This is a genomic window from Pseudomonas oryzihabitans, assembly GCF_014522265.1.
Lineage (GTDB): Bacteria > Pseudomonadota > Gammaproteobacteria > Pseudomonadales > Pseudomonadaceae > Chryseomonas > Chryseomonas aestiva.
Genome location: NZ_CP017024.1, coordinates 2,095,770 through 2,115,467, shown reverse-complemented (window position 1 = coordinate 2,115,467; position 19,698 = coordinate 2,095,770). Strand labels below are relative to the sequence as shown.

19 protein-coding genes are annotated in these 19,698 nt (G+C 66.9%); 13 read left to right on the top strand and 6 right to left on the bottom strand.

What is annotated here, in order from left to right; translation table 11 throughout:
- Positions 1-41 precede the first annotated feature (41 nt).
- From BGI51_RS09770 to BGI51_RS09755, 4 genes are all read left to right on the top strand, one after another.
- Positions 42-1,418: an L-serine ammonia-lyase gene (locus BGI51_RS09770; protein WP_187980981.1), complete on the top strand. Its 1,377-nt coding sequence runs from the start codon at positions 42-44 to the stop codon at positions 1,416-1,418.
- A 65-nt stretch (positions 1,419-1,483) separates the two neighbouring features.
- On the top strand, positions 1,484-1,708 hold the full coding sequence (locus BGI51_RS09765) for an antitoxin (protein WP_133862345.1): 225 nt from the start codon (positions 1,484-1,486) through the stop codon (positions 1,706-1,708).
- Positions 1,708-2,121: a type II toxin-antitoxin system tRNA(fMet)-specific endonuclease VapC gene (vapC, locus tag BGI51_RS09760; protein WP_133862346.1), complete on the top strand. Its 414-nt coding sequence runs from the start codon at positions 1,708-1,710 to the stop codon at positions 2,119-2,121. Before BGI51_RS09765 ends, vapC begins: the two co-directional genes overlap by 1 nt.
- 40 nt (positions 2,122-2,161) lie before the next feature.
- The gene (locus tag BGI51_RS09755; RefSeq protein ID WP_133862347.1) at positions 2,162-2,638 is read left to right on the top strand and encodes a YbaK/EbsC family protein; all 477 of its coding nucleotides are present in this window, start codon (positions 2,162-2,164) and stop codon (positions 2,636-2,638) included.
- On the opposite strand, the gene BGI51_RS23775 is transcribed toward BGI51_RS09755, so the two are convergent.
- On the bottom strand, positions 2,626-2,754 hold the full coding sequence (locus BGI51_RS23775) for a hypothetical protein (protein WP_007161186.1): 129 nt from the start codon (positions 2,752-2,754) through the stop codon (positions 2,626-2,628). The genes BGI51_RS09755 and BGI51_RS23775 overlap by 13 nt on opposite strands.
- A 145-nt stretch (positions 2,755-2,899) precedes the next feature.
- Between BGI51_RS23775 and BGI51_RS09750 the strand changes: the two genes are divergently transcribed.
- Positions 2,900-4,303 carry a PLP-dependent aminotransferase family protein gene (locus tag BGI51_RS09750; protein ID WP_187980980.1) on the top strand — a complete coding sequence of 468 codons (1,404 nt, stop codon included), beginning with the start codon at positions 2,900-2,902 and terminating at the stop codon, positions 4,301-4,303.
- Here the strand turns inward: BGI51_RS09750 and BGI51_RS09745 are convergent.
- The 3 genes from BGI51_RS09745 to mpl are packed head-to-tail and all read right to left on the bottom strand — an operon-like array spanning position 4,300 to position 6,576.
- Positions 4,300-4,596 carry a YceK/YidQ family lipoprotein gene (locus BGI51_RS09745; protein WP_187980979.1) on the bottom strand — a complete coding sequence of 99 codons (297 nt, stop codon included), beginning with the start codon at positions 4,594-4,596 and terminating at the stop codon, positions 4,300-4,302. The genes BGI51_RS09750 and BGI51_RS09745 overlap by 4 nt on opposite strands.
- On the bottom strand, positions 4,589-5,221 hold the full coding sequence (gene ubiX / locus BGI51_RS09740; protein WP_007161189.1) for a flavin prenyltransferase UbiX: 633 nt from the start codon (positions 5,219-5,221) through the stop codon (positions 4,589-4,591). Before ubiX ends, BGI51_RS09745 begins: the two co-directional genes overlap by 8 nt.
- Positions 5,221-6,576 carry a UDP-N-acetylmuramate:L-alanyl-gamma-D-glutamyl-meso-diaminopimelate ligase gene (gene mpl, locus BGI51_RS09735; protein ID WP_187980978.1) on the bottom strand — a complete coding sequence of 452 codons (1,356 nt, stop codon included), beginning with the start codon at positions 6,574-6,576 and terminating at the stop codon, positions 5,221-5,223. Before mpl ends, ubiX begins: the two co-directional genes overlap by 1 nt.
- A gap of 208 nt (positions 6,577-6,784) precedes the next feature.
- On the opposite strand from mpl, the gene BGI51_RS09730 reads away from it, so the two are divergent.
- Together BGI51_RS09730 and BGI51_RS09725 are read left to right on the top strand one after the other, a co-directional pair.
- Complete coding sequence (locus BGI51_RS09730; protein ID WP_187980977.1) at positions 6,785-7,159, top strand: COG4315 family predicted lipoprotein; 375 nt, start codon at positions 6,785-6,787, stop codon at positions 7,157-7,159.
- A gap of 130 nt (positions 7,160-7,289) precedes the next feature.
- Positions 7,290-8,450: a C4-dicarboxylate ABC transporter gene (locus BGI51_RS09725; RefSeq protein ID WP_187980976.1), complete on the top strand. Its 1,161-nt coding sequence runs from the start codon at positions 7,290-7,292 to the stop codon at positions 8,448-8,450.
- 185 nt (positions 8,451-8,635) lie between these two features.
- On the opposite strand, the gene BGI51_RS09720 is transcribed toward BGI51_RS09725, so the two are convergent.
- Complete coding sequence (locus BGI51_RS09720; protein ID WP_187980975.1) at positions 8,636-10,528, bottom strand: sigma-54-dependent Fis family transcriptional regulator; 1,893 nt, start codon at positions 10,526-10,528, stop codon at positions 8,636-8,638.
- Between the two features lie 248 nt (positions 10,529-10,776).
- Between BGI51_RS09720 and exaC the strand changes: the two genes are divergently transcribed.
- The 6 genes from exaC to BGI51_RS09690 all read left to right on the top strand — a co-directional run bounded on the left by exaC (position 10,777) and on the right by BGI51_RS09690 (position 17,340).
- Positions 10,777-12,297, top strand: coding sequence for an acetaldehyde dehydrogenase ExaC (gene exaC, locus BGI51_RS09715; RefSeq protein WP_187980974.1), 1,521 nt, complete (start codon positions 10,777-10,779; stop codon positions 12,295-12,297).
- Positions 12,298-12,550: 253 nt separating this feature from the next.
- Entirely contained in the window at positions 12,551-13,582 is a 1,032-nt protein-coding gene (gene adhP, locus BGI51_RS09710; protein WP_187980973.1) for an alcohol dehydrogenase AdhP, read from the top strand.
- Positions 13,583-13,757: 175 nt separating this feature from the next.
- The gene (locus tag BGI51_RS09705) at positions 13,758-14,405 is read left to right on the top strand and encodes a DedA family protein (RefSeq protein WP_133862356.1); all 648 of its coding nucleotides are present in this window, start codon (positions 13,758-13,760) and stop codon (positions 14,403-14,405) included.
- A 4-nt stretch (positions 14,406-14,409) separates the two neighbouring features.
- A complete protein-coding gene (locus tag BGI51_RS09700) occupies positions 14,410-15,246 on the top strand; it encodes a zinc-dependent peptidase (protein ID WP_187980972.1) in 837 nt (278 codons plus the stop codon).
- A gap of 51 nt (positions 15,247-15,297) precedes the next feature.
- The gene (gene ppa, locus BGI51_RS09695; RefSeq protein ID WP_007161198.1) at positions 15,298-15,825 is read left to right on the top strand and encodes an inorganic diphosphatase; all 528 of its coding nucleotides are present in this window, start codon (positions 15,298-15,300) and stop codon (positions 15,823-15,825) included.
- A 453-nt stretch (positions 15,826-16,278) separates the two neighbouring features.
- Positions 16,279-17,340 carry a DUF748 domain-containing protein gene (locus tag BGI51_RS09690; protein ID WP_187980971.1) on the top strand — a complete coding sequence of 354 codons (1,062 nt, stop codon included), beginning with the start codon at positions 16,279-16,281 and terminating at the stop codon, positions 17,338-17,340.
- Between the two features lie 634 nt (positions 17,341-17,974).
- On the opposite strand, the gene ilvA is transcribed toward BGI51_RS09690, so the two are convergent.
- On the bottom strand, positions 17,975-19,516 hold the full coding sequence (gene ilvA / locus BGI51_RS09685) for a threonine ammonia-lyase, biosynthetic (protein ID WP_187980970.1): 1,542 nt from the start codon (positions 19,514-19,516) through the stop codon (positions 17,975-17,977).
- Positions 19,517-19,698: the final 182 nt, after the last annotated feature.

Here is a 19,698-nt window from a genome sequence, read left to right as displayed (position 1 = left end):
CTTGTCTGGCGACCATTCAAGCTCAATCAGGGATTACCGACATGGCCATCAGCGTCTTCGACCTGTTCAAAATCGGCGTGGGTCCGTCCAGTTCCCATACCGTGGGCCCGATGCGGGCCGGTGCCCTCTTCGCCCAGCGCCTGGTCGACGAAGGTCTGCTGGAACAGGTCAAGCGAGTCGAGGTGCGCCTCTATGGCTCACTGTCGGCCACCGGGATCGGCCATGGCACCGACCGGGCGACCCTGATCGGTCTGATGGGCGAATGGCCGGATCGCGTCGATCCCGCCGCCGTCGAACCGCGCATCGAGGTACTACGCAACGAGCGCACGCTGTTGCTGGCCGGCCGCCAGGCGGTCCATTTCAACTGGCAGGAAGACATGCTGCTGCTGGACGAAAGCCTGCCCTACCATCCCAATGCCATGACCCTGACCGCCTTTGGCACCACCGGTGAAGTGGCTGAAGCCACCTACTACTCCATCGGTGGCGGCTTCGTGGTGGACGCCGCCCAGGCCGCCAGCGGCGTGCTGGACAGCGACACCACCGAACTGCCCTATGACTTCTCCAGCGGCGCCGAGCTGCTGCACCTGTGCCGCAGCCATGGCCTGGGCGTGGCCGAGCTGATGCTGGCCAACGAGAAGAGCTGGCGCTCCGAGGAAGAGATCCGCAGCGGCCTGCTACGCATCTGGGGCGTGATGCGCGAATGCGTGCAGAACGGTCTCGCCAACGAGGGCATCCTGCCCGGCGGCCTCAAGGTGCGCCGGCGCGCCGCCCGCCTGCACCAGAGTCTGCAGGCCATCGGCAAGCCCAACGTCATAGGTTCCACCCTCTCCGCCATGGAATGGGTCAACCTCTTCGCCCTGGCGGTGAACGAGGAAAACGCCGCCGGCGGGCGCATGGTCACCGCGCCCACCAATGGCGCGGCCGGGATCATTCCGGCGGTGCTGATGTACTACATGAAATTCAATCCCGACGCCTGCGACGACGACGTGATGCGCTTCATGCTGGCCGCTGCCGCGGTCGGCATCCTGTGCAAGAAGAACGCTTCCATCTCCGGCGCCGAGGTGGGCTGCCAGGGCGAGGTCGGCTCGGCCTGCGCCATGGCCGCCGCCGGCCTGGCCGAGGTGCTGGGCGCCAGCCCGGCGCAGCTGGAAAACGCCGCCGAGATCGGCCTGGAGCACAACCTGGGACTGACCTGCGACCCGGTCGGCGGCCTGGTGCAGGTGCCCTGCATCGAGCGCAACGCCATCGCCGCGGTCAAGGCGATCAATGCCGCCCAGATGGCCCTGCGCGGCGACGGCGAGCACTTCATCTCCCTCGACCAGGTGATCCGCACCATGAAGGAAACCGGCGCGGACATGCACAGCAAGTACAAGGAAACCTCGCGCGGCGGCCTGGCCGTGACCTTCGTGGAGTGTTGAGAGGCGCTTGATCACTCCAGTGAGACGTATATACTACCTCGTATATACGCTTCAAGGAGACATCCATGGCCGAAGCCCGCGTGTTCAAGTCCGGTAACAGCCAGGCCTTGCGCCTGCCCAAGGAATTTCGCTTCGAATCGGATCGGGTGGAAATCTTCCGCCGCGGCGACGAGATCGTTCTGCGGGAATTGCGGCCAGATGCCGCCGATATCTTCGACACCCTGGCCGCGCTGTCATTGGCGACCCTGGAACGGGAAGACAGCCCACCCCAGGCGCGGGAAGAGTTCTAGTGCCTGCTCGCTACCTGCTCGACACCAACATCTGCATCTACATCGCCAAGCACAATCCGCCGCAGGTCCGTGAGCGCTTCGCCCGGCATGGTCGCGATGAACTGGCGATGTCTGCGATCACCTGGGGTGAGCTCTGTCATGGCGCGGCCAAGAGTCAGCAACCCGAGCGCACCCGGACGATCCTGGAACAGCTCCGCCAGCAGATCGCCGTGCTGGAGCTGGATACGGAATGCGCCGAACACTATGGCGCCATCCGCGCCGAGCTGGAGCGCCAGGGCAAGATCATCGGCAACAACGATCTGTGGATCGCCGCCCATGCCCGCGCCAGGGCGCTGATCCTGGTCAGCAACAATCTGCGGGAGTTCAGCCGGGTCGCCGATCTGGCCTGCGAAAACTGGACAGCAGCCGATTGACACGGCACGGTCGGCTCTGACCTAGACACAAGGAACGCCCATGAGCCTCGACTCCGTCCGCCAGCACCTCGCCCGCATCGCTCCCGACCTCGAGATCCTCGAGGCCACCACCAGTACCGCGACCGTCACCCTCGCTGCAGCCGCCCATGGCGTGGAACCGGGGCGGATCGCCAAGACCCTGGGACTGAAAGTTGGGGAGCAGCTGTTGCTGCTGGTGGCTCGCGGCGATGCACGCCTGGACAACCGCAAGCTCAAGGCCGCCTTCGGTGGCAAGGCCAAGCTGCTCGATGCTGACACCGTGGAAGGCCTCACCGGGCATCCGGTGGGCGGCGTCTGCCCGTTCGGGCTGGCCACCCCGCTGCCGGTCTATTGCGACGAATCGCTGAAAGCCTTCGATGAGGTGCTACCGGCCGCGGGTGCCATCCACAGTTGCGTGCGCCTCACGCCGGAGCGGCTGGCCGCCCTCAGCGAGGCGCGCTGGGTGGATGTCTGCGCCCTGGGCGATCAGCGCAGCTGATCGTTCTTTTCCACGTCGCGCCGGTCCTTGTTCAATACCACGCAGGCGTAGTAGCCGCCGCCGAGCAGGATGAGCGCGAGCAGGCTGAAGAGAATCATGAAGATACCATCGTCCATGGCTGCCTCCGAGGGATGCCAGAAAGGGATGGGTAAAGCTTAGGCCCCAAGGCGCTCGCGTTACAGCAGCAGGTAGACACGGGAAAAACCGGATCAGATGGCGCCGTGCTCGCTATAGTGACGGTCTCCCCTGCCCTGGCCCTGCATGAAGCGCTACGAAAGATTCGCCGACCAGCTCGCCATCCTGATGACCCGCGGCGTTCTCGCCCCCGGCGAGCGGCTGCCGTCGGTGCGCAACGCCAGCCAGACCCACGGCATCAGCCCCTCCACGGTGTTCCAGGCCTATTACCTGCTGGAGAGTCGCGGGCTGATCGAGGCCCGCGAACGATCCGGCTATTTCGTCCGCGAACCGGCCCGGGCGCGGGACGCGGCGCCACTGCTGGCGCCCCTGGAGGGCACCGAAGTCGCGGTAAGCGACCTGGTCTATTCGGTGCTGCAGTCGCTGCAGGACTCGGACATCGTCCCCTTCGGCTCGGCCTTTCCCAGCCCCGATCTCTTTCCCCTGGCGCGCCTGGCCCGCAGCATGGCCCACGGCCTGCGCGACCTGCCCGCCCAGGATCTCACCGCCTACGTCACCCCCGGCCATCCCGAACTGCGGCGGCAGATCGCCCGGCGCTACGGCCTGGCCGGCATGCCCGAGGTCGGCGAAGAACTGGTGATCACCCACGGCGCCCTGGAAGCCCTCAACCTGGGCCTGCAGAGTCTGACCCGCCCCGGCGATCTGGTCGCGGTGGAAAGTCCGGCCTTCTACGCCAGCCTGCAGGTACTGGAGCGGCTGCAGCTCAAGGCGGTGGAAATCCCGGTGGACCCCGAGCACGGCCTCAATCTCGATGCCCTGGAAGAGGCCCTGACCCGCCTGCCGATCAAGGCCTGCTGGTTCATGAGCGGCCTGCAGAATCCCACCGGGGTCAGTCTCGACGACCGCTCCCAGCAGCGCCTCTATGGCCTGCTGCAACGCCATCAGGTGCCGCTACTGGAAGACGACGTCTATGCCGAGCTCTACAGCGGCAGCGAACCGCACCGCCCCATCAAGCGCTTCGACCACGACGGCCTGGTGCTGCACTGCGGCTCCTTTTCCAAATGCCTGGCGCCCGGCTATCGGATCGGCTGGATCGCCGCCGGTCGTCAGGCGGGAGCCGTCGCCCGGCTGCGACTGATGACCACCATCACCCCCTCGATGCCGGCCCAGGCCGCCCTGGCCGACTATCTGCAGCACGGCGGCTACGATCGCCACCTGCGTCGCCTGCGCCTGAGTCTCGACCGCCAGCGCCAGGCCATGCTGGCCGCGGCGCGGCGTTATTTTCCCGCCGACACCCACGTCAGCCGGCCCCAGGGCGGCTACTTTCTCTGGTTCGAACTGCCGCAGCGCGTGGACAGCCTGGCGCTCTACCGCCAGGCCCTGGCCGAGGGCATCAGCCTGGCGCCGGGGCCGATCTTTTCCGCGCAGCAGGGCTTTCGCCACTGCATCAGACTCAATTGCGGTCATCCCTGGGACGCCCGCAGCGAGGCGGCCATGGCCAGGCTTGGCGAGTTGCTGAAGGCGTTCTAGAGGCCGCCACGCACACTGCCCCGCCCACCGATGGCGGCAGGCAGGGACAACGGCAGCAGCAGGGTATCGAGCAGGGCGCTGGCGGGCAGGTCCAGCACCGGCCAGGCCGGCGCCTCGGCACCGAAGCGCTCCTGGGCGCAGCAGCCGCCCTGCAGCGCATAGAGATCCAGCCGGGTACCGGCATAGACCACCGGCGCGCCGGGCTTGGCGGCGTCCAGGGTGCGCGCCGTGGCGCAGCCGCCGAGGAGCAGCATGGCCGTCAGCAGCAGACCGAGGCGCACCGCCCTAGTCATCGTTGCCGGACAGGTGATGTTCGCCCCAGCGCGGCAGCATGTCCTGGGGGATGCCCAGGGTATTGAGGATGCGCGCCACCACGAAGTCCACCAGGTCGTCGAGGGTCTGCGGCTGGTGGTAGAAGCCCGGCGAAGCCGGCAGGATGGTCACGCCCAGGTTGGACAGCTTGAGCATGTTCTCCAGGTGGATGCTGGAGAACGGCGACTCGCGTGGCACCAGGATCAGCTGCCGTCGCTCCTTGAGGGCCACGTCGGCGGCGCGCTCGATGAGGTTGTTGCTGGCGCCGGTGGCGATGGCCGAGAGGGTGCCGGTGGAACAGGGGCAGACCACCATGGCCGCCGGGGCGCTGGAACCGGACGCCGGCGGCGCCATCCAGTCGCTCTGGCCGAATACCCGTACCTGGCCAGGGGCCGCGCCGGTGTATTCGGTGAGAAAGGCCTGCATGGCCTGGGGCTTGGGTGGCAGCACCACGTCGGTCTCGGTGGCCATCACCAGTTGCGCGGCCTTGGAGATGAGGAAGTGCACCTCGCGCTCCTCCTGCACCAGGCAGTCCAGCAGGCGCAGGCCGTACTGGGAGCCGGAGGCGCCGGTCAGCGCCAGGGTGATGCGTTCCGGGCCGGCCATCATGCCTGCTCCAGGGCCGCGGCCAGCTTGCCGTGCAGTCCGCCGAAACCGCCGTTGCTCATGATCACCACGTGGGTGGGTCCGTCCAGCTCGGCCTGGACCCGCGTGATGATGGCGTCCAGGGAATCGCAGACCACCGCCGGTACGGCGCAGGCCTCGGCCGTTCCGGCCAGGTCCCAGCCCAGATTCGGCGGGGCGTACCAGATGACGCTGTCGGCGCCGGTGACGCTGTCCGGCAGGCCGTCACGGTGGGCGCCCAGTTTCATGGAATTGGAGCGCGGCTCGATGACGGCGATGATCCGCTCGCCACCGACCCGGGCGCGCAGCCCCTGCAGGGTGGTGGCGATGGCGGTGGGATGGTGGGCGAAGTCGTCGTAGACGGTCACCCCACGCACCTCGGCGACCTTCTCCATGCGCCGCTTCACGCTACGGAATTCGCTCAGGGCGGCGACGCCCATGCTTGGCACCACCCCGACATGACGAGCCGCCGCCAGGGTGGCCAGGGCATTGGCCACGTTGTGCTGGCCGGTCAGTTCCCAGTTCACCGTGCCCTGCACCTCGCCGTCGAACAGCACCTCGAAGCGCGAGCCGTCCTCGGCCAGCAGGCGGGCCTGCCATTGGCCGCCAGCGCCGGTGGTCTGTACCGGGGTCCAGCAGCCCATCTCCAGCACCCGCACCAGGGCCGTTTCGGCAGTGGGGTGGATGATCAGGCCGCTGCTGGGAATCGTCCGCACCAGATGGTGGAACTGCCGCTCGATGGCCGCGAGATCCGGAAAGATGTCCGCGTGATCGTATTCCAGGTTGTTGAGGATGGTGGTCCGCGGCCGGTAGTGGACGAACTTGGATCTCTTGTCGAAGAAGGCGCTGTCGTATTCGTCGGCTTCCACCACGAAGAAGGGCGTGCCACCCAGGCGCGCCGAGATGCCGAAATTCTGCGGTACCCCGCCGATGAGAAAGCCCGGACTCATGCCGGCGTGCTCCAGCACCCAGGCCAGCATGCTGGTGGTGGTGGTCTTGCCGTGGGTCCCGGCGACCGCCAGCACCCAGCGACCCTGCAGGACGTGCTCGGCCAGCCACTGGGGACCGGAGACATAGGGCAGCCCCTGGTCCAGCACGTATTCCACCGCCGGATTGCCGCGCGACAGGGCGTTGCCGATCACCACCAGGTCCGGCGCCGGATCGAGCTGGGCCGGATCGTAACCCTGGGTCAGCTCGATGCCCTGGGCCTCCAGCTGGGTGCTCATGGGCGGATAGACGTTGGCATCGGAGCCGGTCACGCGATGGCCGGCTTCCTTGGCCAGCACCGCGAGCGACCCCATGAAGGTGCCGCAGATACCGAGGATGTGGATGTGCATGACAGGCGGGCTCCGCTGCAGAATTAACGGCGGCAAGGTTAGCACGGGGTGCCGCGCCGCCGGAGCGATGGCCGTCGCGGATAACCCGGCGCTGCGCCCGCCCCGGCCGGCAGGATTTCGACTAGAGTGCGCAAGGCATCCCTGGCTTTCCGGATGCCCGCATCGCCGTAGGTCCGTTCGCCCTGATAACAAGCACAAGAGGTCGACCATGCTGAAACACCTGCTGATCACCGCTGCAACCCTCTCCTTCGCCAGCCTGGCCCTGGCCGCCGCACCAACCAAGGTCGCCGACACCGCCCTGGGCAAGGTGCTCGTCGACGGCAAGGGCATGACGCTCTACACCTTCGCCAAGGACAGCGCGGGCAAGTCCGCCTGCAACGGTCCCTGCGCCCAGAACTGGCCACCGCTGACAGCCGCAGCAGGCGCCAAGGCCGCCGATGGCTACAGCCTGGTGACCCGCGACGACGGCAGCCAGCAATGGGCCTACCAGGGCAAGCCGCTCTACACCTGGGTCAAGGACAGCAAGCCGGGCGATACCAGTGGTGATGGGGTCAATCAGGTCTGGCACGTGGCCAAGCCCTGATGCCCGGGCGCTGCCTGCCCAACACGGGCAGCGCCTTATCTATCAAATAGTTTAATATTTCATAATCATTCATTTTTAATGATAAGCGAGCAGACTTAGCCTGAAGGCCTTCCCTTTCAGGAGCCCTGCCATGCCGCTTTTCGCCGCTGTCCCCGAGCAGGCACTCAGACCCTTCAGCCAGCTCGACCGCCCCCTGGAGGTCATCCGCCAGTTCACCCCCAACTGGTTCGCCGTGACCATGGGCACCGGCGTGCTGGCCCTTGCCCTGGCCGCCTGTCCCTGGCGGTTTCCTGGATTGCCCGTCCTCGCCGAGGGCCTCTGGCTGCTCGCTGTACTGCTGTTCTGTCTGTTCTCCGGGCTCTATGCCGCGCGCTGGTTGCTGTTCTTCGACGAGGCCCGCGAAATCTTCGCCCACGCCACTGTCTCGATGTTTATCGGCACCATCCCCATGGGCCTGGCCACGCTGATCAACGGCCTGTTGCTGTTCGGCCTGCCGCGCTGGGGCGCGGCGGTGGTGCCCCTGGCGCTCGGCCTCTGGTGGCTGGATGCGGCCATGGCGCTGGCTTGCGGAGTGCTGATCCCCTATCTGATGTTTACCCGCCAGGCGCATCGCATCGACCAGATGACCGCCGTCTGGCTGCTGCCGGTGGTGGCCGCGGAGGTGGCGGCGGCCAGTGGTGGCCTGCTGGTGCCGCATCTGGCGGTCAGCGAGCAATTCAGCGTGCTCGTCGCCAGCTATGTGCTCTGGGCCTATTCGGTCCCGGTCGCCCTCAGCCTGCTGGTGATCCTGCTGTTGCGCCTGGCACTGCACAAACTGCCGCCGGCCAGCATGGCCGCGTCGAGCTGGCTGGCGCTGGGCCCGATCGCCACCGGCGCCCTGGGGCTACTGGTGCTGGGCAGCGCTGCGCCCGCGGTGTTCGCCGCCCATGGCCTGGTCGGTATTGGCGAGATCGCCCGGGGCCTGGGCCTGCTGGGTGCGCTGCTGCTCTGGGGCCTGGGACTCTGGTGGCTGGCGCTGGCGGTGCTGGTGACCCAGCGCCAGGCCCGGGACGGCATGCCCTTCAACCTGGGCTGGTGGGGCTTCACCTTTCCCCTGGGCGTCTATGCCCTGACCACCCTGCGCCTGGGCGAAGCCCTGGCGGCGCCCTTCTTTACTGGCCTGGGCGCCGTGCTGGTGCTGCTGCTGGCGCTGCTGTGGACCCTGGTCGCCAGCCGCACCCTGGCCGGCGCCTACCGCGGCAGTCTGTTCGTCTCGCCCTGCATCGCCCACCTGTGCAAGCAGGTGCGCTAGAGCCTGCTCAAAGGCTCGCGAGCTAGAGTCAAACAAGGCCTAGGCGGCCCCGCGAAAATAGCTGAGGAAGCGGATCGGACTCGCGCTCGAGTTTACAAAGAGTAAATGAGCATTCCGACGGGGCTGGCCTTCCAGGCCATTTTCAACGCCGTTTGGCCGACGCGCAGCAGACTTTGAACAGGCTCTTAGTCCTGGGGGCGCTGCAGGCCGTGCTGGTGCAGCCAGCGATAGAGGGTGTTGCGACTCACCCCCAGGCGCTTGGCGGCGCGGGTCATCTGCCAGTGGCAGTCGTCCAGCACCGCACGCAGTTCCTCGCGGGCGCTGTCGACCGGCACCGCGCTGGACGGCAGCGGCAGCCGGGCGCCACGGCAGTCGACGGGTAGCTCGTCCAGGCCGATCTGGCCATCTTCGCTCAGGGCCACCAGGGTGCGCAGCACGGTACGCAACTGGCGGACATTGCCCGGCCAGGGGTGCGCCAGCAGGCAGGCACGCGCGGCCGGATCGAGGTCGATCGCCTCGCCGCGGGCCTCTTCGGCCAGCAGCTGATCGAGCAGTTCGCCACGGTCACTGCGCTCGCGCAGCGCCGGCAGGGTCACTACCAGGCCGCGCAGGCGATAGTAGAGGTCTTCGCGAAAGCTGCCGGCCGCCACCAGGGCCTCCAGGTCCCGGTGACTGGCGCTCACCAGGCGCAGGTCCAGGGCGCGCGGCGCCCCGCCGCCGAGCGGGACCACCTGGCGCTCTTCCAGCACTCTGAGCAGCCGGGTCTGCAGCGCCAGCGGCATGTCGCCGATCTCGTCGAGAAAGAGGATGCCGCCATCGGCCTGCTGCAACTTGCCGGCCATGCCTTCCTTGCGCGCTCCGGTGAAGCTGCCGCCGCGATAGCCGAACAGCTCGCTTTCGATCAGGGTTTCCGGGATGGCCGCGCAATTGAGGGCGACGAACGCCTGGCCGGCGCGACTGCTGGCGCGGTGCAGGGCGCTGGCGAAGGCTTCCTTGCCGGTGCCGGTCTCGCCGTGCAGCAGCACCGGCACGTCACGCTCCAGCACCTTGAGCGCCCGGGTGAAATCCCGTGCCAGGGCCGGATCGGCCAGGCAGATGCCGCTGGGCAGGGGCGCCTTGGGCACCGCCACCGGGGTAACCGGTCGTACCTGAGGACCGCGTACCAGGCCGTGGAAGCCCTGGCCCTGGCGGCCACGCAACGCCCAACAGGCGCTGGGTTGCGGGCGGGCGCGCTCCAGCAGCTCGTCCTGCCGCAACTCGAACAGGCTTTCCATCCGCTGCCCCAGCACCGCACTGCGCGCCAGCCCCAGCAGCATCAGCGCGGTCTCGTTGGCGGCGTTGATCCGCCCCTCTTCATCAAAGGCCAGCAGGCCCTCGCTGAGCAGGCCGACATAGGCCGCCTGGGCATGGAAGCGCAGCAGATAGCCATTGGCGTAGCGGTCGAGGAAATAGCAGCTCTCGATCAGCTTGGCCGAGAGATTGACCAGCGCCATGGTATGGAACTGACCCTGGCGCGAGGCGTCCTGGCGGGCGCTGGAGACGTCCAGCACCGCCAGCAGCTCGCCGGCCGGATCGAAGACTGGACTGGCCGAGCAGGTCAGCTGGGTATGGCGACTGCGAAAGTGTTCGTCGCGGTGGATGGTCAGCGCCTGGCGCTCCACCACGCAGGTGCCGATGCCGTTGGTGCCCTCGCAGGCCTCGCTCCAGTCGGCGCCCAGCCACAGGCCGGCCTGCTGGAAGGTTGCGCGCTCGGCGTCGGCGGTGACGCAATCGAGGATCAGCCCGCGGGCATCGGTGAGCAGCACGGCATGGCCGGCGCCGCCCAGTTGCTGGTGCAGGGAATTCATCTGCCCACGAGCGATCTGCAGCACCCGCTGCTGGCGCTGGCGGTGCTCGTCGAAGCGGGCGCGCTCCAGCACCCAGGGTGCTACCGGCGCGGCCGGGTCCAGCTGGTGTTCGTCGAGACAGCGCCGCCAGGAGCGGGCGATGGCCGGATCGCTGGCCGGGCCGTCGAGGACGGCGCCGCGGGCGAGTTCGAGCACCTGGCTGGCATGACGATCGGACGGGGTAGCGGCCATTGTCGTTGTCCTCCGCGGGGCGTCTGCGCGGCCTCCAGCATAGGCCAAATCGGGCGGACTGGGCACTCTGTCACCCCCAGGTGACAAGCTGTCACGCCAAGGGGTGACAGCTCTGTCACAGTGGCAGCTGGCGGCTTTCCCCGGAAAAGACTGCAAGGCCGCAACCATGCGGGTTCGCCCGACTTGGCCCGCGCCTTGCTCAGGATCGGAGCGCCGCTCTTCCTACAAGAACAAACAGGAGACCCACCATGCGCTACGCAGCTCCCGGCACCCAAGACGCCCTGCTGACCCTGCAGGCCCGCTACGGCAACTACATCGGCGGCGAATTCGTCGCCCCGGTGAAAGGCCAGTACTTCACCAACACCTCCCCGGTGAACGGCTCGGTGATCGGTGAATTCCCCCGCTCCGACGCCGCCGACATCGAACGCGCCCTGGACGCCGCCCATGCCGCCGCCGATGCCTGGGGCCGCACCTCGGTGCAGGACCGCTCGCTGATCCTGCTCAAGATCGCCGACCGCATCGAACAGAATCTGGAAAAACTGGCCGTCGCCGAGACCTGGGACAACGGCAAGGCGGTGCGCGAGACGCTCAACGCCGACGTGCCCCTGGCCGCCGATCACTTCCGCTACTTCGCCGGCTGCATCCGCGCCCAGGAAGGCAGCGCCGCCGAGATCAACGACAAGACCGCCAGCTACCATTTCCACGAGCCGCTGGGCGTGGTCGGCCAGATCATCCCCTGGAACTTCCCGCTGCTGATGGCCGCCTGGAAGCTGGCCCCGGCGCTGGCCGCCGGCAACTGCGTGGTGCTCAAGCCCGCCGAGCAGACCCCGCTGTCCATCACCCTGTTCGTCGAGATGGTCGGCGACCTGCTGCCGCCCGGCGTGCTCAACGTGGTGCAGGGCTATGGCAAGGAGGCCGGCGAGGCCCTGGCCACCAGCACCCGCATCGCCAAGATCGCCTTCACCGGCTCCACCCCGGTGGGTTCGCATATCCTCTCCTGCGCGGCCAAGAACATCATTCCCAGCACCGTGGAACTGGGCGGCAAGTCGCCCAACATCTACTTCGAAGACATCATGCAGGCCGAGCCGAGCTTCATCGAGAAGGCCGCCGAGGGTCTGGTACTGGGCTTCTTCAACCAGGGCGAGGTCTGTACCTGCCCGTCGCGCGCCCTGGTGCAGGAATCCATCTACGCCCCCTTCATGGAAGCGGTGATGAAGAAGATCGCCCAGATCAAGCGCGGCGATCCGCTGGACACCGAGACCATGGTCGGTGCCCAGGCTTCCCAGCAGCAATTCGAGAAGATCGTCTCCTACCTGGAGATCGCCCGCGAGGAAGGCGCCGAATTCCTCACCGGCGGCAACGTCGAGAAACTGCAGGGTGATCTGGCCAGCGGCTATTACATTCAGCCTACCCTGCTCAAGGGCCACAACAAGATGCGCGTCTTCCAGGAAGAGATCTTCGGCCCGGTGATCGGCGTCACCACCTTCAAGGACGAAGCCGAGGCCCTGGCCATCGCCAACGACACCGAGTTCGGCCTCGGCGCGGGCGTCTGGACCCGCGACATCAACCGCGCCTACCGCATGGGCCGCGGCATCAAGGCCGGCCGCGTCTGGACCAACTGCTACCACCTCTATCCCGCCCACGCCGCCTTCGGCGGCTACAAGAAATCCGGCGTCGGCCGTGAAACCCACAAGATGATGCTCGACCACTACCAGCAGACCAAGAATCTGCTGGTCAGCTACGACATCAATCCGCTGGGCTTCTTCTAGAGGCGACCTGTAGACCCCGGGGTGCGGCCGCCACTGGCGCTACCCCGGGGTCAAGGTCGCTCCGCGAAGACGACGCCTGGATCGCGCGCCTCAGCAGGACGTCGGGGCGCGCCTCCCACCTGACCTGGATCAACACCCCCGCCCCGTGGGTGGCCGACGCTAGACGCAGCGGCCGCCCGTGGTGGACAGGTGCGTCCCGGCGCAGGCCCCGTCTGGCTTCATCCACGCATCATGCCTCCATGAGGGACTCGTCATGCCTAAAACAATGAAAGCCGCTGTCGTCACCGCCTTTGGCAAACCCCTGGAATTCCGCGAAGTCGAGGTGCCCACCCCGGGTGCCGGCCAGGTACTGGTCAAGATCGCCGCCAGCGGCGTCTGCCACACCGATCTGCATGCCGCCCAGGGCGATTGGCCGGTCAAGCCCAATCCGCCCTTCATCCCCGGTCACGAAGGCGTCGGCCATGTGGTGGCGGTGGGCGCCGGGGTCACCCATGTCAAGGAAGGTGACCGGGTCGGGGTGCCCTGGCTGTATTCCACCTGCGGTCATTGCGAGCATTGCCTGGGCGGTTGGGAGACCCTCTGCGAATCCCAGCAGAACACCGGCTATTCGGTGAACGGCGGCTTCGCCGAATACACCCTGGCCGATGCCGGCTACGTCGGCCGCCTGCCGGACAACGTCGGCTTCGTCGAGATCGCGCCCATCCTCTGCGCCGGGGTCACCGTCTACAAGGGCCTGAAGATGACCGACACCCGCCCGGGCAACTGGGTGGTGATCTCCGGCATCGGCGGCCTCGGCCACATGGCGGTGCAGTACGCCCGGGCCATGGGCCTGAACGTGGCGGCGGTGGACGTGGACGACCGGAAGCTCGACCTCGCCCGCCGCCTGGGCGCCGAGGTCACCGTCAACGCCCGCGAGCAGGACCCGGCGGCCTACCTGAAGAAGGAGATCGGCGGCGCCCATGGCGCCCTGGTCACGGCGGTGTCGCCCAAGGCCTTCGAGCAGGCCATCGGCATGACCCGCCGCGGCGGCACCATCGCCCTCAACGGCCTGCCGCCGGGTGACTTCCCGCTGTCGATCTTCGACATGGTGCTCAACGGCACCACGGTGCGTGGCTCCATCGTCGGCACCCGCCTGGACCTGCAGGAGGCGCTGGACTTCGCCGGCGAAGGCAAGGTCAAGGCCACGGTGAGCGCCGAGCCGCTGGAGAACATCAACGACATCTTCGCCCGCATGCACGGCGGCGGTATCGAGGGTCGGGTGGTGATCGACATGGCGCTGGGCTGAGAACCAGCGCGCCACTCCCGCGTCGGCCCCAGCGCGGGAGTGAACCTTTCGCCTACCCTGACCTCTGAGCGGCTGGCGTTTTTTCCCGGCGCCGATCTCGACCAGGCCACAAACGCTGGCCCCGGCTGCCCTTATAATCGCCGCCGGACCCTCGCAACTACGGTAGGCACGCCCCATGGAATTCAACCCGATCGATCTGATCCTGCACCTCGACGTCTATCTCAGCGGGTTGGTAGCCCAGTACGGCACCTGGATCTACGTCATTCTCTTCGCCGTGATCTTCTGCGAGACGGGTCTGGTGGTCATGCCCTTCCTGCCCGGCGACTCCCTGCTGTTCATCGCCGGCGCCCTCTCCGCCCTTGGCGACATGGACCCCTATCTGCTCGCCGGCCTGCTGATGTTCGCCGCGGTGGCGGGCGACAGCACCAACTACCTGATCGGCCGCTTCGCCGGCGACAAGCTGTTCAGCAACCCCCATTCCAAGATCTTTCGCCGCGACTACCTGCTGCGCACCCAGGCCTTCTACGAGCACCACGGCGGCAAGACCATCACCCTGGCGCGCTTCCTGCCCATCATCCGCACCTTCGCCCCCTTCGTCGCCGGCGTGGGCCGCATGCACTATCCCTACTTCCTCGCCTACAGCGTGCTCGGCTCGCTGCTCTGGGTCGGCGGTCTGGTGAGCCTGGGCTACTTCTTCGGCAACGTGCCCTTCATCAAGCAGAATCTCACCCTGATGGTGCTGGCGATCATCGGTATCTCCCTGCTGCCGATGATCCTCGGCCTGATCAAGAGCCGGCGCGCCGCGGTCCAGAGCGGAGTCTGAGTCCTTGGGTTTCTGGCGCGCCTGGCGCGAACGGCGCCTGCTGGAGCGGGTCGCCATCGCCGACGAGCTCTGGGCGCGCCTGCGTCAGCGCCTGCCGATCCTCGATGGCCTGAGCGCCGCGGAGGACACCTGGTTGCGCGAGCACTGCGTGCTGTTTCTCGCCGAGAAGCGCCTGACCCTGCTCCAGGGCCTGGAACTGGACGACGGCGACCGCCTGCTGCTGGCCGCCCAGGCCCTGCTGCCGCTGCTGCACCTGCCGGAAGCGGCGCTCTATCCCAATGTCCGCGAGATCGTCGTCTACCCCGACGCCTTCGTCAGCCCGCAGCGCCATCGCGACGAAGGTGGCCTGGAACACGAGTGGGACGAGGAACGCGACGGCGAAGCCTGGGATCGCGGCCAGGTGGTGCTGGCCTGGCCCGGCATCCAGGCCAGTGGTGGCTGGGAGGCCTACAACCTGGTCATCCACGAATTCGCCCACCTCCTCGATCTGCTCGCCGGCGGTCTGTGCAACGGCCAGCCGCCGCTGCACGAAGGCATGCCCCAGGCGGCCTGGACCAGCGCCCTGCAAGGCGCCTATGACGACCTCAATCGCCAGCTCGACGCCGATCCGGACGCCGAGACCTCGCTCGACCCCTATGCGGCGGAAAGCCCCGAGGAATTCTTCGCCGTCGCCTGCGAGTATTTCTTCAGTGCGCCCGACCTGCTCGGCGAACACTATCCGGCCGTCTACGGACAGCTGCAGCAGCTGTTCCGCCAGGACCCGCGCAGCCGTCTCGCCGCTAGCCTGGCGAGCGTGCAACAGCCGACACCCCCGGGGTCCGAGGCTCGAACCCCGATCTGAAAGCGCCTATACTCCCGGCCACTTTTCCCAACCGACCAGAGGGACCCGTTCATGAGCTACAGCAAGATTCCCGCCGGCAAAGACCTGCCGAACGACATCTACGTCGCCATCGAGATTCCGGCCAACCACGCGCCGATCAAGTACGAGATCGACAAGGACAGCGACGCCCTCTTCGTCGACCGTTTCATGGCCACCCCCATGTTCTACCCGGCCAACTACGGCTACATCCCCAACACCCTGGCCGACGATGGCGATCCCCTCGACGTGCTGGTCGTGACCCCCTACCCGGTCGCTCCCGGCGCCGTGATCCGTGCCCGTCCGGTCGGCGTGCTGCACATGACCGACGAAGCCGGCGGTGACGCCAAGCTGATCGCCGTCCCCCACGACAAGCTGAGCGTCCTGTACAAGGACGTGAAGGAATACACCGACCTGCCGGCGCTGCTGCTGGAGCAGATCAAGCACTTCTTCGAGAACTACAAGGATCTGGAGAAGGGCAAGTGGGTCAAGGTCGAAGGCTGGGGCGACGCCGACGCCGCCCGCGCCGAGATCACCAAGGCCGTGGCCGCCTACAAGGGCTGATCCACGCTCCTTCGAAAAGCCCGGCTTGCCGGGCTTTTCTGTTTCCGGACGTCACACCGGGCACACCGGGCTTCCTATCCGGCGGCAAAGCGACTACCCTGCACCCCTCGTCGCCATCCGCGACCCTGCGCCGATCCGCCATCTGCCGATCGCCGCCGGAGGCCTCAGGCCTCTTTCTCATCTGCCCGGCAAGGGCAACCCGGGCGGGCCGGGCTCACCAAAAATCAGCTCAACCCGCCCTCTAAAGCCGGCCACAAGCCGGCTTTTTTGCGCCTGCCGTTCGAGTAGCGCATAACAGGCGCAGCGGAGCGACGACCGGTACGGAGGCAAGCCGCCCAGGCAGAGCCTTTCGCCCATGTCGGCGCCCTGAGTCAGGCCGCCAGGCAAACTCACGAGAAACTCAGGGCCGTTACTCAGGGTCGACCGGAGACGAGTCCGCCCCGAGTCGCCGTCATGTCCCGTCGTCTGCGTCTGCCGCTTTACCTCCTCATCGGCCTGGTCGTCCTTCTGCTGTGCCTGCACCTGGCCGCACCGCTGCTGATCCGCCACTACCTCAACGACAGGCTGGCGGACATGGGCGACTATCGTGGCCAGATCACCGACGTGGACCTGGCCTGGTGGCGCGGCGCCTATCGCATCGAGGGGCTGGAGATCGTCAAGGTCAACGGCAAGGTACCGGTGCCCTTTCTCAAGGCGCCCAGCATCGACATCGCGGTGAGCTGGCGTTCGCTGTGGCGGGACCATGCCATTGTAGGGCGCCTTGTCTTCGATCGACCCGAACTCAACTTCGTCGACGGCGGGACGCGCAAGGAACAGTCGCAGACCGGTGCAGGCACCGACTGGCAGGATCAGGTCGACAAGCTGATCTCCATCACCCTCGACGAGGTGCGAGTGGTCAATGGGCGGGTGACCTTTCGCAACTTCAACTCCAAGCCCCAGGTGAATCTGGCGGCCACCGACGTCAACGCCAGCCTCTACAACCTGACCAACGCCGCCGACGCCCAGGGCGAACGCATCGCCCACTTCGAAGGCAAGGCCGCCGTGCTCGGCAGCGCGCCGCTGGAAGCCAGCGCCCGTTTCGATCCCTTCAAGAACTTCACCGACTTCGACTTCCGTCTGCGGGTGACCGACATCGACCTGCCCAAGCTCAACGACTTCGCCCGTGCCTACGGCAAGTTCGATTTCCGCGCCGGCAGCGGCGACGTGGTGGTGGAAGCGAGGGCGGTGGATGGCCAGCTCAGCGGCTACGTCAAACCCCTGATGAAGAACGTCGACATCTTCGACTGGCAGCAGGACGTCGAGAATCGCAACAAGAACGCTCTGGAAAGCGCCTGGGAAGCCGTGGTCGGCACCGCCCAGACCCTGCTCAAGAATCAGCGCCGCGATCAGTTCGCCACCCGGGTCGACCTGTCCGGCAGCGTGAAGAACCAGGACATCAGCCCGTTGCAGGCCTTCTTCAATATCCTACGCAATGCCTTCGTACGGGCCTTCAGCGCCCGCTATGACGCGGATTGAAGCTCTCGTAGGTTGGCGCTGAGCACAGCGAAGCCCAACGGCTTAATTTTGGCGTTTGGCCACCCGCACCCCAGCCCTCTCCCAGCGGGAGAGGGGGCGATTGGATTCCGTAGCGTGGAAAACCGCGCAGCGTTTTCCACTAGCTCGCACGGGTGCCAATGGTGGACAAGGCTGCGCTGTTATCCACCTACCCGTACGCTCTCGTAGGTTGGCGCTGAGCGCAGCGAAGCCCAACAGCTTAATTTTGGCGTTTGGCCACCCTCACCCCAGCCCTCTCCCAGCGGGAGAGGGGGCGATTGGATTCCGTAGCGTGGAAAACCGCGCAGCGTTTTCCACTAGCTCGCACGGGTGCCAATGGTGGACAAGGCTGCGCTGTTATCCACCTACCCGTACGCTCTCGTAGGTTGGCGCTGAGCGCAGCGAAGCCCAACAGCTTAATTTTGGCGTTTGGCCACCCTCACCCCAGCCCTCTCCCAGAGGGAGAGGGGGCGATTGGATTCCGTAGCGTGGAAAACCGCGCAGCGTTTTCCACTAGCTCGCACGGGTGCCAACGGTGGACAAGGCTGCGCCGTTATCCACCCTACCCGTACGCTCCCGTAGGTTGGCGCTGAGCGCAGCGAAGCCCAACACCTCCTCACCTGATAAACAACCGATACGCCGGATTCTCGGTCTCGTCCCAGTAGCGATAGCCGATGGCATCCAGCGTCGCCAGCAGCTCCGGCCGTTCGGCCTGGCTGGCCTCCAGCCCGGCGAACACCCGGCCGTCCGCCGCGCCGTGGTTGCGGTAATGGAACATGCTGATGTTCCAGCGTCCGCCCAGCTTTTCGAGGAAGTCGAACAGCGCGCCGGGGCGCTCGGGAAATTCGAAGCGGAACACCTGCTCCTGGCCGACCCGGGCGGCATGGCCACCCACGGTATGGCGGATATGCAGCTTGGCCAGTTCGTTGTCGGTCAGGTCCAGCACCGGAAAACCCTGGTCGCGCAGCCCCTGCAGCAGGGCCTCGCGCGGATCGCGCTGGGGATGGGTCTGGACGCCAACGAAGATATGGGCCTCTTCGCCGGTGTGGTAGCGGTAGTTGAATTCGGTGATCTGCCGCCGGCCCAGGGCTTCGCAGAAGGCCCGGAAGCTCCCTGGCCGCTCGGGAATGGTCACGGCGATGATGGCTTCGCGCTGCTCGCCCAGTTCGGCGCGTTCGGCCACATGGCGCAAGCGGTCGAAGTTGATGTTGGCACCGGAATCGATGGCCACCAGCACCTGGCCGCCGGAGCCCGCGCGCTCGGCGTACTTCTTGATCCCGGCTACGCCCAGGGCGCCCGAGGGCTCGGTGATGGAGCGGGTGTCGTCGTAGATGTCCTTGATCGCCGCGCAGATCTCGTCCGAGCTGACGGTAATGACTTCATCGACATAACGCCGGCAGATCTCGAAGGTATGGTGGCCGATCTGGGCCACGGCCACGCCATCGGCGAACAGCCCCACGCGCGGCAAGACCACCCGCTCGCCAGCCGCCATGGCCTGCTGCAGGCAGTTGGAGTCGTCCGGTTCGACGCCGATGATCCTGATCTCGGGCCGCAGGTATTTCACATAGGCGGCGATGCCGGCGATCAGGCCACCCCCGCCCACCGGGACGAAGATGGCATCGAGCCGCCCCGGATGCTGGCGCAGGATCTCCATGGCCACGGTGCCCTGCCCAGCGATGACGTCCGGATCGTCATAGGGCGGCACGAAGGTGTAGCCCTGCTCCTCGACCAGGCGCAGCGCCTCGGCCAGGGCCTCGGGAAAGGCGTCGCCGTGCAGCACCACTTCGCCACCGCGCGATTGCACGCCGATGACCTTGAGCTCCGGCGTGGTGCGCGGCATGACGATGATCGCCCGCACGCCCAGCTCACGGGCCGCGAGGGACAGGCCCTGGGCGTGGTTGCCGGCGCTGGCGGTGATCACCCCGCGGGCCTTCTCACTGGCCGAGAGGCTGGCCAGCTTGGTGTAGGCGCCGCGGATCTTGAAGGAAAACACCGGCTGCAGGTCTTCGCGCTTGAGCAGCACCTGACAGCCCAGCCGCTCGGACAGCGCCCGCGCCGGTTGCAGGGGCGTTTCGATCGCCACGTCGTAGACGGGGGCTTCGAGGATCTTGCGGGCATAGCGCTGCAAGAGATCGGTGGCGGGTTCCTGGACGGTCATGGCGGGCTCCTGGGGTGTTTCGTCGGGGCCCAGGAGTCAGAAAGTACAAACCCGCCTCTTGGGCGGGTCTGGTTGCGCAGCTAACGCTGTCCCGCCATCAGGTAATGGCGGTAATAATGCTGGGGCGTTGGCGGCTGCGCGTGTTCATGAGCGCTACCCTAGGGCCTGGCCGGGCACGGCGT